This is a genomic window from Faecalibacterium intestinale (genome assembly GCF_040096575.1).
GTDB classification, from domain to species: Bacteria; Bacillota; Clostridia; order Oscillospirales; family Ruminococcaceae; genus Faecalibacterium; species Faecalibacterium intestinale.
Genome location: NZ_JBBMEN010000012.1, coordinates 56454 through 73684, shown reverse-complemented (window position 1 = coordinate 73684; position 17231 = coordinate 56454). Strand labels below are relative to the sequence as shown.

General features: G+C 60.5%; 16 protein-coding genes. 10 read left to right on the top strand and 6 right to left on the bottom strand.

Annotated elements, in window-relative coordinates:
• Positions 1 to 254 precede the first annotated feature (254 nt).
• A complete protein-coding gene (locus WMO20_RS09395) occupies positions 255 to 1175 on the top strand; it encodes a nucleotidyltransferase family protein (protein WP_308563932.1) in 921 nt (306 codons plus the stop codon).
• 92 nt (positions 1176 to 1267) lie between these two features.
• On the opposite strand, the gene WMO20_RS09390 is transcribed toward WMO20_RS09395, so the two are convergent.
• The 3 genes from WMO20_RS09390 to malQ form a co-directional block, all read right to left on the bottom strand.
• Positions 1268 to 1708, bottom strand: coding sequence for a hypothetical protein (locus WMO20_RS09390; RefSeq protein ID WP_006735368.1), 441 nt, complete (start codon positions 1706 to 1708; stop codon positions 1268 to 1270).
• 60 nt (positions 1709 to 1768) lie between these two features.
• Positions 1769 to 2575, bottom strand: a complete 807-nt coding sequence (locus WMO20_RS09385; RefSeq protein WP_349186644.1) for a GGDEF domain-containing protein — start codon at positions 2573 to 2575, stop codon at positions 1769 to 1771.
• A 135-nt stretch (positions 2576 to 2710) separates the two neighbouring features.
• The gene (gene malQ, locus WMO20_RS09380) at positions 2711 to 4288 is read right to left on the bottom strand and encodes a 4-alpha-glucanotransferase (protein WP_349186643.1); all 1578 of its coding nucleotides are present in this window, start codon (positions 4286 to 4288) and stop codon (positions 2711 to 2713) included.
• 483 nt (positions 4289 to 4771) lie between these two features.
• Here malQ and WMO20_RS09375 point away from each other — a divergent pair, with 483 nt between their 5' ends.
• The 7 genes from WMO20_RS09375 (at position 4772) to WMO20_RS09345 (ending at position 12330) form a co-directional block, all read left to right on the top strand.
• The gene (locus WMO20_RS09375) at positions 4772 to 5956 is read left to right on the top strand and encodes an alanyl-tRNA editing protein (RefSeq protein WP_349186642.1); all 1185 of its coding nucleotides are present in this window, start codon (positions 4772 to 4774) and stop codon (positions 5954 to 5956) included.
• A gap of 231 nt (positions 5957 to 6187) precedes the next feature.
• Positions 6188 to 6952, top strand: coding sequence for a tRNA (guanosine(46)-N7)-methyltransferase TrmB (gene trmB / locus WMO20_RS09370; protein WP_112091370.1), 765 nt, complete (start codon positions 6188 to 6190; stop codon positions 6950 to 6952).
• Positions 6945 to 7124 carry a DUF6472 family protein gene (locus tag WMO20_RS09365; protein ID WP_097785226.1) on the top strand — a complete coding sequence of 60 codons (180 nt, stop codon included), beginning with the start codon at positions 6945 to 6947 and terminating at the stop codon, positions 7122 to 7124. The genes trmB and WMO20_RS09365 overlap by 8 nt, the downstream gene beginning before the upstream one ends.
• Positions 7125 to 7139: 15 nt before the next feature.
• On the top strand, positions 7140 to 8231 hold the full coding sequence (locus WMO20_RS09360; RefSeq protein ID WP_349186640.1) for a putative ABC transporter permease: 1092 nt from the start codon (positions 7140 to 7142) through the stop codon (positions 8229 to 8231).
• A gap of 186 nt (positions 8232 to 8417) precedes the next feature.
• Positions 8418 to 11084 (top strand): EAL domain-containing protein, encoded by a 2667-nt coding sequence (locus tag WMO20_RS09355; protein WP_349186638.1) that lies wholly within the window; start codon positions 8418 to 8420, stop codon positions 11082 to 11084.
• A gap of 176 nt (positions 11085 to 11260) precedes the next feature.
• Entirely contained in the window at positions 11261 to 12004 is a 744-nt protein-coding gene (locus WMO20_RS09350; protein WP_349186637.1) for an AzlC family ABC transporter permease, read from the top strand.
• Entirely contained in the window at positions 12001 to 12330 is a 330-nt protein-coding gene (locus WMO20_RS09345; protein WP_006735387.1) for a branched-chain amino acid transporter permease, read from the top strand. Before WMO20_RS09350 ends, WMO20_RS09345 begins: the two co-directional genes overlap by 4 nt.
• A 10-nt stretch (positions 12331 to 12340) precedes the next feature.
• Here WMO20_RS09345 and WMO20_RS09340 read toward each other — a convergent pair whose 3' ends face one another.
• Positions 12341 to 13348, bottom strand: coding sequence for an asparaginase (locus WMO20_RS09340; protein ID WP_308563947.1), 1008 nt, complete (start codon positions 13346 to 13348; stop codon positions 12341 to 12343).
• 167 nt (positions 13349 to 13515) lie between these two features.
• On the opposite strand from WMO20_RS09340, the gene WMO20_RS09335 reads away from it, so the two are divergent.
• Positions 13516 to 14373: an NAD(P)/FAD-dependent oxidoreductase gene (locus WMO20_RS09335; RefSeq protein WP_349186635.1), complete on the top strand. Its 858-nt coding sequence runs from the start codon at positions 13516 to 13518 to the stop codon at positions 14371 to 14373.
• 5 nt (positions 14374 to 14378) lie between these two features.
• Entirely contained in the window at positions 14379 to 15065 is a 687-nt protein-coding gene (locus WMO20_RS09330; protein WP_308563952.1) for a Crp/Fnr family transcriptional regulator, read from the top strand.
• Positions 15066 to 15129: 64 nt separating this feature from the next.
• On the opposite strand, the gene ptsP is transcribed toward WMO20_RS09330, so the two are convergent.
• Both ptsP and WMO20_RS09320 read right to left on the bottom strand, forming a co-directional pair.
• Positions 15130 to 16773, bottom strand: coding sequence for a phosphoenolpyruvate--protein phosphotransferase (gene ptsP / locus WMO20_RS09325; RefSeq protein ID WP_113992473.1), 1644 nt, complete (start codon positions 16771 to 16773; stop codon positions 15130 to 15132).
• Positions 16774 to 16876: 103 nt separating this feature from the next.
• Positions 16877 to 17140 (bottom strand): HPr family phosphocarrier protein, encoded by a 264-nt coding sequence (locus WMO20_RS09320; RefSeq protein WP_112091379.1) that lies wholly within the window; start codon positions 17138 to 17140, stop codon positions 16877 to 16879.
• Positions 17141 to 17231: the final 91 nt, after the last annotated feature.

The window sequence follows — 17231 nt, the reverse complement described above, 5'->3', positions numbered from 1 at the left end:
TCGCAGAAAGCGGCGCTGCAACTGCTGTTTCCCTCCACGCCCCCTCCCGTGAAAATGGGGTTCAGGAAAGTCCGCAGACTTTCCTGAACCCCGAAATTATAAATAATTCTTCCGCTGATGATGCGCAGAGCAACGCGGAGCGCATTCAAAATCGTCCCGTTCTTCTGCGCCTTGCCACAGGCGGCGAAGCAGTGTATAATAGGCGCAGAACGCTACAACGCCGGAAACCCCGGCAGATACAGGAGGAAATGAAGATGAATAAACCGGTACTGGTCGTCATGGCTGCCGGCATGGGCAGCCGTTACGGCGGCATGAAGCAGATCGACCCGGTGGGCCCCAACGGACAGGTCATTATGGACTACTCCCTCTACGATGCCCGCCGCGCCGGCTTTGAGACCGTGATCTTTGTCATCAAGCACGAGATCGAGGATGCCTTCAAAGCTGCCATCGGTGACCGCGTGGCGAAAGCGATGAATGTGAAGTACGCTTTCCAGCAGCTGGAAGAGCTGCCCGCAGGTTTTGCCGTGCCGGAGGGGCGCGTAAAGCCTTGGGGCACCTGCCATGCCGTGCTGGCTGCAAAGCCCCTCATTGACGGCCCCTTTGCGGTCATCAATGCGGACGACTACTACGGCCCGGAGGCGTTTCAGGTGATGTACGATTACCTGTCCACCCACGCCGATGATGATTTCTACCGCTACTGCATGGTCAGCTATCTGCTGAAAAATACCCTGTCCGAGAACGGCAGCGTGGCACGCGGCGTGTGCATCAAAAACGAGGACGGCACCCTGCAAAGCGTGACCGAGCGCACCCGCATCGAGCCCTGCGGCGGCGGTGCACACTACACCGAGGACGGCGGCGAGAGCTGGGTAGACCTGCCCGGCGACACCCCCGTGAGCATGAACCTGTGGGGCTTCGGTAAAAGCTTTCTGGACGAGGCCGAGCAGCGCTTTGCGGGCTGGCTGACCGAGAATCTGCCGGTGAATCCCCTGAAGTGCGAGTACTTCCTGCCGCTGGTGGTGACCGAACTGATCGAGGAGAACAAGGCGAAAATCCAGGTGCTGCGCAGCACCGATAAGTGGTTCGGTGTTACCTACCGGGAGGATAAACCTCTGGTGGTGGATGCCATCGCCCGCAAGACCGCCGAGGGTCAGTACCCCGAGAAGCTGTGGGAGTAAATGCCCGCAATAGCGGAAAATTATTTTAACCAGAACAAAGTCGGACAGCCCGCAGGCTGCCCGACTTTGTGTTTTCATGGGGTGGAACGTATTTACAAAAACCGTTCCAGCTGGATGCGGTTATCCTCTTCAAAATCCTGCAGGCGCTGGGCAAGGCGCTTTGCGCCCGGGGCGGCGTTGGGGTAGTCCTTGCAGCTTTTCACGCAGTCCACCACCCCCATGCCGCTGCCCTGCGTGAGCATCTCCGCCAGATTGCGGGTAGATTTGTCCGTAAGGGTCTTGAGCCCGATGCCCATTTTCGTGTTCAGCTTTGCCATGGTGCTCTGCCCCTGCGCGCTGCCGCCGCAGGCTTCGATGGCAGTGTGTGCTTCCTGATTCAGCTGGTGATAGATGTTGCGCTGGCGCAGCAGTTCGGCCTTGAACTGCACATCGTTGGTCATGGGTAAAATCTGCTCCAAGGTGTTCTTACCCATCTCGGTGTTCTGCACCACCGCTTCCAGCAGGTTCAGGTTGTCGTTTTTCTGGTTTTCCATACAAAAAATCCCCCTTTGGCATCTATTATGTGCTCAAAGGGGGATTATATACGTTATTTCTCAGCAGATCTTATTGCCGCCGGAGATCTGGATGCCGCGCAGCCGCTCGTCACAGATGGCGTACAGACGCTGCCAGCAGTTGGCGGCGCTGTCCAGCTCGTCCAGCCCTGCCACCGCAACGCTCAGGGTGAAAGGCACCCGCTTCATCATACCCATGGAGGTGACGCACTCGTGGGGCATTTCGGCGTAGATGTTCCGCATCTGCTGTGCCAGCTGCCCGCCGTCCAAGTCCAGACAGCCCACCACAAAGGTGGTGCCGGTCAGGCGGCAGACGATCTGACTGCCCGGGATGTCGAAATACTTTTTCCACTGGTTTGCCACAAAGCAGATCAGCTGATCCATCACCGGCTGACCGTAGGTGTCCCGCAGCTGTGCGCCGTGATCCAGCGATATCAGTGCCACAGCGGCCTTGCGTCCCTGCTCCGCCCAGCGGTCCAGTTCGGCTGCGATCACGGTCTCCAGATAGCGGCGGTTGTACACGCCAGAAAGAAAATCGTGGTTCAGGTCCTCGCGGCACAGCTCCCGCTCGCGGGCGCTCATGCGCTCTTCCGGCAGCAGGTTGCCCGCCAGCGGGGCAGACATGGTGATCCGCCACAGCTTGCCGTCTGCCCGCACCGTGCGGTGCAGCACGCAGCTTACCCGGCCGTTGCACAGGGCATAGCTCACCTGTAAGCCCTCGTCCTGCCAGCCGGTGTCCTGTGGCAACTCGTCCAGCAATACCGTCTCAAACGCAGCCTGTGCGCCCTCGGCAAAGGCGCGCAGATTCTGCTCTGTCCATTCTCTGTCCATCTGTAATTTCCCCATCATCAGTACGCGCCGCCGCTTCCGACGGGCGAAATTCCAATTTTCCCACAAATCCGGGAACTTACGGCTATTATACCATTGAAATACAGATTTTTCCAGCAAAACGCACAAATTTTTACGGCAGTTTTTACAATTCTGTCAAATTGCTGATTCTTTCACGTTTTGAGCGTCTGCATTGCAACGGCAGTACACGGCGCACTCGGCTTCGATCTGTGCGGCAAGGGTTTTGGAGTCAAAACCGGCTTTGGCGCGCCATGCCCAGTTGCCGCCCAGCTTGCCCGGGGTGTTCAGGTGCGCTTCGGCACCCAGACCCAGCCAGTCGTACATGGGAATGATGGCTCTGTCCGCCACCGAGCCCAGCGCCGCCCGCAGCAGCGCGGTGCGCGCGGCGGCAGTCTTGACTGCTGCCACCTCCTTGGCGGTGGGCTTGCAGGAGGTCAGGTGCAGGTAGGCCGCAGCGGTGGCCTTTTCCTTTTTGGAAGCGCCGTTCTCCCACCAGTCGGTCAGGGTGGTGTTGTCGTGGGTGCCGGGGTAGACCACACCGTTCTTGACGTGGTTATGGGGCAGATACTCGTTGTCCCCGCCGCCGAAGGCGAACTGCAGCACCTTCATGCCCGGGAAGGTGCTGTCGGCCAGCAGCTTACGCACGCTGGGGAACAATTCGCCCAAGTCCTCGGCAATGATGGGCAGCTTGCCCAGTGCGGCTTCCAGTGCATCGAACAGCTCCATGCCGGGGCCGTTCTCCCACTTGCCGGTGCGGGCGGTGGTGCTGGTGGCCGGGATCGCCCAGTAGGTGTCGAAGCCGCGGAAGTGGTCGATGCGCAGCAGGTCGTAGATGCCCAGTGCGTGGCGCACCCGGCGCACCCACCAAGCGTAGCCGGTCTTTTTGTGGTACGCCCAGTCGTACAGGGGGTTGCCCCACAGCTGGCCGTCTGCGGAGAAGTAGTCCGGCGGGCAGCCTGCCACCCGGGCAAAGCGGCCGTCGGCATCCAGCTCAAACAGCTTGCCGCCCACCCATGCGTCCACCGAGTCGGCAGAGACGTAGATGGGGATATCGCCCAGGATCTGCACGCCCTTCTCGTTGGCATAGGCTTTGACCGCCTGCCACTGGACGCTGAACTTGTACTGCACAAACTTCCAGAAACCGATCTCCTCTTCGTTTGCGGCAGCAAAGGCAGCCAGCGCGGCCTTGTCGCGGCGGCGGTAGGGGGCGTTCCACTCCACCCAGTTCTTCATCTTGTTGGCTACCTTCAGCGCCATGTACAGGGCATAGTCCTCCAGCCAGTCCTCGTTGGCAAGGGTAAAGGCGTAGTAGTCGTCAGGGTAGTAGTAGGTGCAGCCGTGCAGCCCGGCGCACCGGCTGCGCCATGCGGCGTAGGCCTTGCGCAGCACCGCAAAGCGGCTGACGTACAAGGTGCCGTAGTCCACTTCCAGCGGGTCTTTGCCCCAGCTTTCTGCCTTGAGGTCTGCGGCGGTCAGCAGACCCTCTTTTTCCAGCGTTTCCAAATCCACAAAATAGGGGTTGCCCGCAAAGGCAGAGCAGCTCTGGTAGGGGCTGTCGCCGTAGCCGGTGGGGCTGAGCGGCAGCAGCTGCCAGATCGTTTGTCCTGCCGCAGACAGGAAATCCACAAATTGAAATGCCGCCTTGCCAAAGCAGCCGATCCCGTAAGGGCCGGGCAGACTGGATACCGGCATCAGAATACCACTTTCACGCATGATCCGTTACCTTCCTCGCTGTCAATTTTCGGGAATATTCGTTGTTTCCTATCATAACATAACCGCAAACTATTTTCCACAGGCAAAAATCGTGGTATACTGAAAAAGATGACGCTTTCAACTCCCTCAGTCAAAACCTGACGGTTTTGCCAGCTCCCTCTGGGAGGGAGCCTTTGGCATAGCGGGAAAGTTTGCGGCTAAACCGCGAAGCTGCTTGTCCGGGAGTACCCCTTCCGTCTGCTCCCGCTGGTCGCAGCCACCTTCCCCAAGGGGGCGGCTTTAGCGCTCCCGTAAGTTTTCCGTTTCACCCGGAAGCTTTACCGTACTGCCAAAGGCCCCATCTCCGAGGGGGCTGGCATCGCGCAGCGATGACTGGGGGAGTTAGCCGTCCCCTTGGGGAAGGTGGATTGCCGCAAAGCGGCAAGACGGAAGGGGTACTTTGGGCATTTTCAATCGTTCTATTTTACAGGAGGTACTCGCGCGATGCAGCGCACAGAAAAATACTTTGAGCAGGACGCTTTCCGCACCGAATGCGAAAGCGTCATCCTTGCCGCAGAGCCGGACGAAAAGACCGGCGGCGGGCGCATTGCGCTGGACGGCACGGTGTTCTACCCGGAGGGCGGCGGTCAGCCCGCCGACCGGGGCACTCTGACCCTGCCGGACGGCACGGTGCTGCAGGTGCTGGACGTCCACGAGCAGGCGGGTGTCATCTGGCATACGGTGGATGCCCTGCCCGCTGCCGCAGCGCCCGGCGCAGCCGTGACCGGCTGCATCGACTGGGACTGGCGTTTCGATAAGATGCAGCAGCACACCGGCGAGCATATCCTTTCCGGCATTCTGCACCAGATGTTCGGGGCGGAGAATGTGGGCTTCCATGTGGGCAGCGAGGTGGTGCGCATGGACACCAGCGTGCCCATCAGCCCCGAGGGGCTGCGGCAGGCAGAGCTTGCCGCCAACCGCATCGTGTGGCAGGATGTGCCGGTGCTCATCAGCTACCCCACCCGGGAGGAGCTTGCCGCCCTTGTCTACCGCTCCAAAAAGGAGATCGAGGGACAGGTGCGCATCGTGACCATCCCGGGTGCGGACGTCTGCGCCTGCTGCGGCACTCATACCCGCACCACCGGTCAGGTGGGGCAGATCAAGATCCTTGCCAGCGAGAACTACAAGGGCGGTGTGCGGCTGAGCGTGGTATGCGGTGCGCGTGCGCTGACGGCGGCGCAGGCCATGCGCGCCCGGCAGGCAGACATCGGCGCGCTGCTCTCTGCCAAGGCCGACCAGACCGCTGTGGCGGTACACCGCATATACGACGAGTATACTGCGCTTAAATTTACACACTTCGGACTGTGCAGCCAGCTGTTTGACGCCCTTGCGCAGCTGACCGCGCCCGATGCAGACGCCATCCGCACCCTGCCGGGGCTGGACCCGGACGGGCTGCACCGGCTGGCTGTCCGCCTGACCGAAGCCACCACCGGCCTGTGCGCCGCCCTGACCCCCACCGAAAAGGGCACCGGCTACTGCCTTGCCCGGCGGGACGGCGATGTGCGCGCCATGACCAAGGCACTGAACGCCGCCCTGAACGGACGCGGCGGCGGCAAGCCCGGCATCTGTCAGGGCAGCTGCGCCGCCACCCCGGAGCAGGTGGAAGCATTTTTGCGGGAGCAAAAATAAACTCCCCCAGTCACGGCTTCGCCGTGCCAGATGCCCCTTTTTGTCACCTGCGGTGACATCTTCCCCCGGAGCGGGGGAAGTCATCCTCTGAGATGGGGCCTCTGGCGAAACCGGAAACTTTATGATCTAAGGTAAAACCTTCCCTTCCTGCCAAAGGCTCCCTCCCAGAGGGAGCTGTCGCCGTCAGGCGACTGAGGGAGTTTCACACAACATCAAGGAGAACAACAAACTATGAGAATGCGTTTCAAACCCTATGCCCACGACGAACTGATGGCCGCGGATTTCCATGTGCACGAGCCCCTCATCTGGGGCGGCAAATGGCACGGCCAGTATGCCCGCCCGGAGCAGCCCTTTATTCTGGAACTGGGCTGCGGCAAGGGCGGCTTCATCTCCCAGCTGGCCTGCGCCCACCCGGAAAATAACTATCTGGGCATCGACATCACCGACAAGGTGCTCATCCTTGCCAAGCGCAAGATCGAAGCCGCCTATCAGGCAGCGGGACGTCCCATCGACAACGTAAAGATCATGAGCACCGATATCGAGCGCATCAAGGGCGTTATCACCCCGGAGGATGAAGTCAGCCGCATCTACATCAACTTCTGCAATCCGTGGAGCAAGAACGACTCCTCCCACAAGCACCGCCTTACCTACCCGCGCCAGCTCATCGCTTACCGCGAGTTCCTGAAAGACGGCGGCGAGATCTACTTCAAGACCGACGACGATGATCTGTTCCGGGACAGCGTGGAGTACTTCCCCGCTTCCGGCTACGACATCGAGTGGATCACCTACGACCTGCACGAGAACGAGCCGGCGTGGAACATCCGCACCGAGCACGAGGGAATGTTCACCGAGATGGGTATTAAAATCAAGGCGCTCATTGCCCGCAAAAAGCCCGGTGCCGACAGCGTGACATGGGTAGACCCCAAGGTGCTCAAGCGGATGGCGCGGGAAGCTGCCGCCGAAGCCGCCGCACAGGAAGGCGAAGGAAATGTCTGACCCCTGTGAGCTGTGCCTGAATAATGTTCAGGACGAATACGGCAGCTACTACTGCGCACAGGGCGCTGCGCTGGACGAGGACGAGATGGCGCGCTATCTTGCGCACAATACCGCTGCCTGTCCCTTTTTTGAGCCGGGGGACGAATATAAGATCGTATCCAAACAGAACTGAAGAACGGAGGTGCTCATGGTTAGTTTTCTCACCGGGACTATGGTATGCGGGTTCTCGCTGTACCATATTCTGGCCTATTTCCTGATCTATTCCTGCATGGGCTGGTGTCTGGAGGTCATCTATGCCGCCGCCACCACCGGTCAGCTGGTGAACCGGGGCTTTTTGAATGGCCCGGTCTGCCCCATCTACGGCTTTGGCATGATCATTGTGCTGTTTGCGCTTACGCCCTTGCAGCACAGCGTCCTGCTGCTGTATCTCGGCGGCGTCATCCTGCCCAGTGCGCTGGAGCTGGTGGGCGGCTGGGCACTGTATAAGCTCTACCACACCCGCTGGTGGGATTACAGCGATTTCCCCTTTAACATCGGGGGCTATATCTGCTTGGAATTCTGCCTGCTGTGGGGCGTGGGCACGCTGGTGGTCATGCGCATCGTGCACCCGGTGGTGGCGGACCTTGTAGCCCTCATCCCGCCCTTTGTGGGGGTCATCCTCATGTGCTTTCTGTACGCCGTGTATGCGGTGGACGTGGTGGCTACCGCCATTGCTGCCTCTGCGCTGGCCGATACGCTGGACACCATGGAGCAGCTGGGCGACAGCATCCACGCCGTCAGCGATGCCATGACCCAGCTGCTGGGCACCACCACCCTGACCGCCGACCAGAAACTGGACGAGGGACGGCTGCAATTCAAGCTTGCCGCCGCCGAGGCGCGGGACGCCGCCGGAAAACGCCCCTCTGCCCGTGAGACCATGGCCGCCATCCGCACCAAGGCCGCCGAAGCCAGCGAAGCCGCCCGCCGCGCCAGCGAGGACGCCCGACTGAACGCTGTCGAAGCCGCCAACGCCGCCCGTCTTGCTGCCAAAGGCACTGCCGAGCGTGCTGCTGAATTGTTGCAGCTGGAACAGCTGGCGGCAGAGCTGCAGCAGCGCAGCGAGGAGATGCAGGCGCAGCTGCTGCGCACGCCCCGCATCGTGGGTCCCCGCCGTATGCTGCGTGCCTACCCGAAACTCCGGCACGGCAAAAAGCTGCGCAGTCTGCCCACATTGCGGGAGATGCTGCACCGCGCCGGGCAGGACGACACCGCGCAGAACGACAACAAGGAAACCAAATGACCCCCATGCCGCACCGGCACTGCCGTGTGTGGCATTTTTGTTGCACTTTGCTCGAATAATGTTGTTAGAAAGTGTGAAAAACCTATTTCAAAACGGCTTAAACCGTGTTATACTGATTACAAAGTATACCAATTGACCGCAATCGACTTGTCCGTATTGAATCTATCCAAATTGTGAGGAATCGTCATGTCAGAGGAACGGAAGACCAAAACAGATGCTGCCGCACCGGCATCTGCTGCGTTACAGCGGATCGACCGCAAGGACGCATTTTTACAGGCCCTGCATACATTCCTGACCGCGCATCAGGGAACGGAATGGGCTGTCGCCGCTGTGGATATCCAGCACTTCAAGCTTTATAACGAGCTTTACGGCACCGAAAAGGGCGATGTTCTGCTGGAGACTATGGCAAACTGTCTGCTGGGCTACAGCAAGCAGACCGGCTATCCTGTGGGCTATTTTGGAAATGATGACTTTTTCCTGTGCCTGCCGGACGAAAAAGCCGAGCAGACCGCCGTGCTTGCCACGCTGCAGGCGTGCATGGCTGCCGGCAGACAGGACGTCACCTTCTTTGTGGTAATGGGCGTGTGCCCCGTGCAGGCAAACCCCGGTGCGGATGCCGCCACCCTGTGCAACTATGCCCAGATCGCCGGTGTAACGACGGACAGCGGCTACCTGCACCGCTTTGAGCCCACCATGCTCAACGAGCTGAAAGAACAGCAGCAGCTGCTGGGTGAGCTGGAGCGCGCACTGGACAACCACGAATTCTGCTTCTTTTTGCAGCCCAAGTGTAACAGCATCACCCGCGCCATCGTGGGTATGGAAGCGCTGGTGCGCTGGAACCACCCCACCCGGGGCTGTGTCCCCCCCGCCGAGTTCATGCCGCTGCTGGAGCGCACCGGCCTTGTGACAAGGCTGGACCAGTACATCTGGGAATCTGTCTGCCAGACCCTGCAGAAGTGGCAGGAAAGCGGCAGCAACCTTGTGCCGGTGTCGGTGAACGTTTCGGTGCAGGATATCCTGAACCTGGATGTGCCGCAGATCTTTGCAGATCTGGTGGAAAAATATAAGCTGGAGCCAAAGCTCCTGCTGGCTGAGATCACCGAGACCATGGTGGCCGAGGACACCCAGATGGTGGAAAACGCCATTCAGGGACTGCACCGCAAGGGCTTCTCGGTGATGATGGACGATTTCGGCAGCGGGTATTCCTCGCTGAATATGCTCAAGGATACCAACGTCGATGCCATCAAGCTGGACATGAAGCTCATCGACATGAATCAGGAGAACCGCAGCAAGGGCGTGCAGATCGTGGAGTCGGTGGTGGATATGGCGCACCGGCTGAACCTGCCCATTATCGCCGAGGGCGTGGAGACCCCGGAGCAGGTGTCCATGCTGCAGGCGGCGGACTGCCTGTACTCGCAGGGCTACTATTTCTTCAAGCCCATGCCGGTGGAAAACGCCGAAAAACTGCTGGCAGATCCCACCAATCAGGATTACTGGGATCTGCGCCGCGACCTGATGCGCCGCGACCGCCGGGTGGAAAACCCGGGCACCGAAAAGACTGCGCTGGCCTTGCAGGCCTACCAGATCTTTACCGACAACGTGCTGGAGATCTCGCTGCTGAACCTTGCCACAGGTGTGTACCGGGTGATCAAGCGGGACGCCCGCCTGCCCGGCGCAGATCTGGAAAAAGAAGAGGATTTTGTCAACTACTGCGACCGCATGGTGAACGAGAAGATCGTGCACGAGGAGGACGCAGACCTGTTTTTGGAGCAGACCGATCTGGAAGCCTTGCGCTCTGTGCTGTACCACGCCACTGCGCCGGAGTTCTACCGCTACCGCGAGAACGTGTCCGGTCAGTACGTCTGGGTCACCACAGAGGTGCTGCCCTGCCGGGGCTGCTGCGCCCAGAACCCATGGGCGACCGTGCTGGTGCGCAACGACGCACAGGCCGACCAGCTCAGCGAGGAGCTGGACTTCTCTTACAGCCACGACACCCTGACCGGCCTTGCCAACCGCAGCCGGTACGAAGCCGACCTGCGGGAGCTTCCCCACAGCGGGTACGAATCCGTGGTGTGCACCTACATTGATGTAGTCGGGATGCACGAGGTGAACGAGCATCTGGGACACCGCAGCGGCGACACCCTGCTGTGCTGCTTGGCAAACGCCGCCCGCAAGTTCTTTGCCACCAGCCGGGTGTACCGCATTGGCAGTGATGAATTTATCATCCTTACCCCCAACGAGCCGCCTTACAGTGTGTGGAGCACCGCAGACCGGATGCGCGCCTTCCTGAAGGAAAAGGACTACGCCATCTCGGTAGGCATCCAGCAGACCACCGACCTGCGCCGTGTGGACGAGGCCGTGGCCAAGGCCGAGGCTGCCATGCGGCAGGACCGGCAGACCTACTACGAGCACAACGGCCGTGCCCGCCAGCTGGAAGGCCTGAACGAAAAGATGGAGCGCACCCTGCAGGAAAAGCGGGACGCCGAGCACTTTTTGAAGGTGCTTGCCCCCAAATACAAGACCGTAATCGTGGTGGACTTGCAGGAGGACACCGTGCGCCCCGTTATTGTGCCGGACGACTTCCAGTCCGTTCTGGACACCTGCGGCGGCTCTTTCCGCGCTGCGTTGACCAACTACCGCGACACGTTGGTAGCGCCCGAGGACAGAGAAAACTTTGCAAAGTTGTTCGATTTCGGCCTTGTGCGCAGCACCGTGTTCAGCAGCAACCTGCTGGAGCACCGCTACCGCAAGACGGATGGCCGCAGCTTCTGCATCCGTGTGACCCCCTACTCCCGCAGCGGCTCCCATATCAACGAGGTGCTGTGGATCTTCGCAGATGAAGATGTAGAGTAAAAAGTGTTTAAAAAACGATCCTCACGGCTTTCGGCCGTGAGGATCGTTTTTTCATGAATGCCCGCCGTCTTGCAAAAGTACCGGGATGTGCTATAATAGAAATCACTTATTTCATACAATATATGTGGGTATATGGGCGCACCGCCCGCTGAACCCGCAAAGCAAGGAGCTTTTCTATGCAGCATCTGTCCCGAACCGTTTCTCCCGCCCTGCCGCACCCCTGCCTGCGGGCGCTGTGGGCGGCTTTTCCGCAGACCATCCCGGTGCTGGCGGGTTATTTTGTGCTGGGGCTGGGCTACGGCATCTATGTGCAGTCCTTGGGGCTGCCGGTGTGGATGCCCATGCTCATGGGCACTGTCGTGTACGGCGGCTCGCTGGAGTTCGTGCTGGCAAGTTTGCTGCTGGGCGCGTTCTCGCCGCTGTCGGCCTTTTTAATGGCGCTGATGATTCAGGCGCGGCACCTGTTCTACGGCCTTGCCATGCTGGAACGCTATAAGGGCTACGGCTGGCGCAGCTTTTACATGATCTTTGCCATGAGCGACGAGACCTTTTCCATCACCTGCTCGGCAACGCCGCCGGAAGGGGTGGACAAGGGCTGGTTTATGTTCTTCATCACCCTGCTGGATCAGCTTTACTGGGTGGGCAGCGCCGGGCTTGGGGCTGCGCTGGGCACCGTACTGCCCTTCAGCACCGAGGGCGTGGATTTTGTCATGACCGCAATGTTCACGGTCATCTTCCTGAACCAGTGGGAAAAAGATCAGCAGCACGGCAGTGCCCTGATCGGGCTTGCCGTGCCGCTGGTATGTCTGGCAGTATTCGGTTCCGGCAGCTTTCTGCTGCCGTCCATGGCTGGCATTCTGGTGCTGCTGCTGGCTTTGCGCCGTCCGATGGAAAAAGCAGCCGGGGAGGTAGAAGAATGACAGCAGTTCAGATGGGGCTTACCATTGCGGTGTGCACCGCCGCCACCATGCTTACCCGTTTTTTGCCGTTTCTGATCTTTTCCAGCAAGGAGCAGCAGCCGCCGGAGGTGGTGCGGTATCTGGGGCGGGTGCTGCCCGCCGCCATCTTCGGGATGCTCATCGTTTATTGCCTGAAGGGCGTTACCCCGTTCTCCGGCAGCCACGGCATCCCGGAAGCGCTTGCGCTGCTGGCAACCATCGCGCTGCACAAGTGGAAGCACCAGACCCTGCTCAGCGTAGCCGGGGGCACCCTTTGCTATGTACTGCTGGTGCAGCTGGTATTCTGAAAAAAGCAGCTCAGTGGTAGAAGGTGTCAAAGTTCACCTGACGGTAGAACCGCTGCTGCAGCTGGTCAAAGCTTTCGCAGTTCTGCGCCAGCAGCCACATACTTTTGGTCACCACGGCCTCGATGGTCATATCGTGGGCTTCCAAAAAGCGGAAGCGGTTGCGCACCCGCTTGCCCACCTCGTACACGCCCACATCGCTGCCCTCGTAGGTGACCTGCGTGGTCATGATGAGCACCTTGTGGGTGGTCTCGTAATCGCCCAGCCCGGCGGCAAAGGCGTCCATCAGCTGCTGCGGGATGCCGCCCACGCCGAAGCTTTCTACGATGACGCAGTCGTACAGACGGAAGATCTCCGGGATAAGCGCCGGGGACATCCCCGGCGTCAGCTTGAGCAGGAACACCCGGCTGTCCAGCGTGCGGCTGAACTCCACTGGCCCGGTGGGCCACGGCGAGGGGATGTACCGCACCAGCCGGTCGCCCTGCACCAGCGCCAGCTCCGGGAAGTTGACCGACGCAAAGGCGTCGTAGCTGATGGTCTTGTTCTTTTTGGCGCGGGTGCCCGCGATGACGTGCCCGCCGAACACCACCATCACGCCCCGGCTGCCCGGGTCGATGGCGCAGACTACGCTGTCCCGCAGGTTTTTCTTGGCATCCGTGATCTCGTTGGAGATGGGCTGCTGTGCGCCGGTAAGGATGATGGGCTTATCCGCATTTTGAATCAGATAAGAGAGCGCCGCCGCAGAATACGCCAGCGTATCCGTGCCATGGCAGATGATAAAGCCATCGTATAAGGCATAGTTTTCCTGAATGGCGCGTGCCATCATGAGCCAGTGCTCCTGCCCGAGGTCGGTGCTGTCGATGCTGCACAGCGCCAGCGTTTCCGGGCAGCACAGCTCCTTCAATTCCGGCAGATGGGCAAGCAGTTCCTCGCTGGTAAGCACGGGCTTTAACCCCTGCTGGGTGCGCACGCTGGCAATGGTGCCGCCGGTGGTGATAAAAAGCAGACGTTGTTTGGACATAAAGCAAAAGCCCCCTGTGGCAGAAATTTCAACATGACAACAGTATAGCACACGCCCCGGGGCTTGAACAGTGCCCGCCGCTCAAAAAGTTTTTGCGACCCGGTCACAGAAATCTGCGCGGCTTTGGTGTATAATAAGGGCAATGAACCATGCAAAGGAGCAACACCATGTCCAACATTGTTATTGTAGGTTCCGGCCCGGCGGGGGTGTCCGCCGCTTTGTACGCCGTGCGCGCCGGGGTGCAGACCACCGTGCTGACCAAGGGTTCCGGGGCGCTGGCGCGCGCCGAAAAGATCGAAAACTATTACGGCTTTGCCCAGCCGGTCTCCGGGCCGGAGCTGGAACGCCGCAGCATCGAGAACGCCCGGCGGCTGGGGGTGCAGTTCGTGCAGACCGAGGCCGTGGGGCTGACATGGACCGACCGCCTGACCGTGGAAACGCTGGCGGGCGCGTACCCGGCAGACGCGGTCATTCTGGCCACGGGCGCTTCCCGCGCCGTGCCCCGCATCCCGGGGCTGACCGGGCTGGAAGGGCACGGCGTAAGCTGGTGCGCCGCCTGCGACGCCTTTTTCTACCGTGGAAAGGACGTGGCGGTGCTGGGCAGCGGCGAGTACGCCCTGCATGAGGTGCAGGCGCTTTTGCCGGTGGTGAAAAGCGTCACCCTGCTGACGGACGGCGCAGCCCTGACCGCAGATTTCCCGCCCGAGGTGACCGTCTGCACCCAGAAGGTGGAAGCCATTCTGGGCGAACAGACCGTCACCGGCGTGCAGCTGGCAGGCGGTGCGGTGCGGGAGGTATCCGGCGTGTTCGTGGCGCTGGGCGTGGCGGGCAGCACCGCACTTGCCCGGAAGCTGGGCGCTGCCGTAGAGGGCAGCCGCATCGTGGTGGATGACAAAATGCAGACCACCGTGCCCGGCCTGTACGCCGCCGGCGACTGTACCGGCGGGCTGTTACAGGTGGCAAAAGCGGTCTATGAGGGCGCGCTGGCGGGCACGGAAGCCGCCAAGGCGCTGCGAAAGGGGTGAGCCGTATGGCAGAAACATCTCCGCACGCCCGGTGTCTGGCCTGTGCGTTCCCGTTCTGGGAGCAGCTGACCCCGGAAGAGCAGGAGCGGCTGTGCCGCTTTACCCGCCCGGTGCACTACGCCAAGGGTGCCCGGGTGCACAGCCCGCTGGAAAGCTGCGTGGGCATTCTGCTGCTGCGCAGCGGGCAGCTGCGCTCCTATCTGCTGTCCGAGGACGGCAGAGATGTGACGCTGTACCGCCTGTTCGGCGGGGAGGTGTGCATCCTGTCCGCCTCCTGCGTGATGGATGCGGTGAACATCGACCTTTACATCGACGCCGAGGAGGACACCGAAGCGCTGTGCATCAGCGCGGGCATCTTCCGGCAGCTGATGCAGGAGAACGTCTATGTGCGCTGCTACGCCTACCAGATGACGGCAGAGCGCTTTTCCGACACCATGTGGACGATGCAGCAAATTCTGTTCATGAGCGCCGACCGGCGGCTGGCGATCTTTTTGACCGATGAGCTTGCCAAGACCGGCGGCGAGGATGTCCGCATGACCCACGACCAGATGGCAAGGTACATGGGCTCTGCCCGCGAGGTGGTGAGCCGGATGCTCAAATACTTTGCGCAGGAGGGCTGGGTGCGGCTGTACCGCGGCGGCGTGCAGGTGCTGGATAAGCAGAAGCTGCAGGCGCTGGCAAGAGGAGAGTAAGAATAAAAAAACAACACCGGAGCATCCGAAGATGCTCCGGTGTTGTTTTATGTCAGAAGGATCATCAGGCCTTCTCAGAGGGCTTGCTCAGGTCTACGCTGCGGATGATCTTGCGCACCGGCAGGATGCTCTTGGCGTTCATGGACAATTCGTCCACGCCCATGCGCAGGAAGGTCTCGGTCAGGGCGGTGTCAGCGCCCAGTTCGCCGCAGATGCCTACCCAGATGCCGTGGCGGTGACCGGCTTCAATGGTCATCTTGATGGCGCGCAGCACGGCGGGGTGGTGCGGGTTGAAGAAAGGCTCCAGCTTTGCGTTCTGGCGGTCCAGTGCACAGGTGTACTGGGTCAGGTCGTTGGTGCCGATGGAGAAGAAGTCGCACTCGGCGGCCAGCTCGTCCGCGATGAGCACGGCGGCGGGGGTCTCGATCATGGTGCCCACTTCAATGTTCTGTCCCATCTTGACGCCCTCGGCGGTCAGCTCGGCGCGACACTCTTCCAGAACAGCCTTGGCGTCCTGCAGTTCCCGCAGGCTGGTGATCATGGGGAACATGATGCTCATGTTGCCGTAGGCGGAAGCACGCAGCAGCGCGCGCAGCTGGGTCTTGAAGAAGTCCTTGCGGGTCAGGCAGATGCGGATGGCGCGGTAGCCCAGCGCGGGGTTATCCTCGTGATCCAGCTTCATGTAATCCACGGTCTTATCTGCGCCGATATCACAGGTGCGCACAACGACCTTGCGGGGTGCAAGGCTTTCCACCACCTGCTTGTAAGCCTCGAACTGGTAGTCCTCGGTGGGGAAGTCCTTGCAGTTCAGGTAGACGAACTCGGTGCGGAACAGACCTACGCCGCCGGCGTCGTTCTGCTGCACAGCGCCAACATCGCCCATGCCGCCGATGTTGGCAAACACATTGATGGTCTTGCCGTCCAGCGTGGTGTTGGGCTTGCCCTTCAGCTCCTGCAGCAGAGCCTGCTTTTTCTGGTCCTCCTGCTGGCGCTTTTTCAGGCTCTTGAGCAGGTCGGGGGTGGGGTCCACATACACACAGGCGTTGTAGCCGTCCACCACAGCCATCTTGCCGTCCCAGTCCTCCTGAATGTCCTTGCACTGGATCAGGGCGGGGATGTTCATGCTGCGTGCCAGAATGGCGGTGTGGCTGTTGGAGCTGCCCTCGCGGGTGATAAAGCCCAGCAACAGGCTCTTGTCCATGCGCACGGTCTCGGAGGGAGCCAGATCCTCGGCTACCAGAATGCTGGGCTCGGTGCCCTGCAGGGAAGCGTTGTCCACCCCCTGCAGAATGTCCAGCATGGCCTGCGCAATGTCCAGCACATCCGCGCTGCGGGCCTGCAGATACGGGTCGTCCATGGCAGAGAACACCGCAGCCTGATTGTTGCCGGCGGTCTTGACGGCGTACTCGGCGCACATCTTCTGCCCGTTGATGATCTCCTTGATGGCATCCACAAAGTCGTCGTCATCCAGCATCATGGCGTGGATGTTGAACACCTCGGCAATGTCCTCACCGGCTTCTGCCAGTGCCTTTTCGTACAGGGCGGTCTGCTGCTCAATGGCCTTCTGGCGGGCAGCTTCAAAACGCTCCAGTTCTGCGGCGGTATCTGCCACGGGAGCGGTGGAAATCGCGGTATCTTTTTTCTTATAGATCTTCAGCTTGCCAATGGCGATGCCATTGAGCACGCTTTTGCCGGTGCCTACCTGCATAGCACGTTCTCCTTCCACTTACAGCCGGGGCATACAGCGCCCGGCATTTTGTCAAAAAAGCCCCCGCAGTTTTCCCGCGAGGGCTCGGCTTTTACGCCGCGGCTCAGACGTTCTCGCTCAGGAACTTCTGGATGGCCTCTGCGGCTGCTTCTTCATCATCGCCTTCGACCTTGATGGTCACGGTCTCGCCCTGCTTGACGCCCATGCCCATCAGAGCCATCAGCTTGCGCATATCGCAGCTCTTGCCGTCCTTCTCGAGGGTAGCGGTGCTTGCAAAGCCCTTCACGGTCTTGACCAGCAGACCGGCGGGACGGGCATGGATGCCGCAGGCATCCTTAACAGTGTACTGAAATTCCTTCATAATCATTTTCTCCTTACTTGATCCCTCTGCCCGGACTGCACATTCAGTCCCGGAGCATGGCTTTGCCAATGGGGATTGGTATACTACTATTATAAAC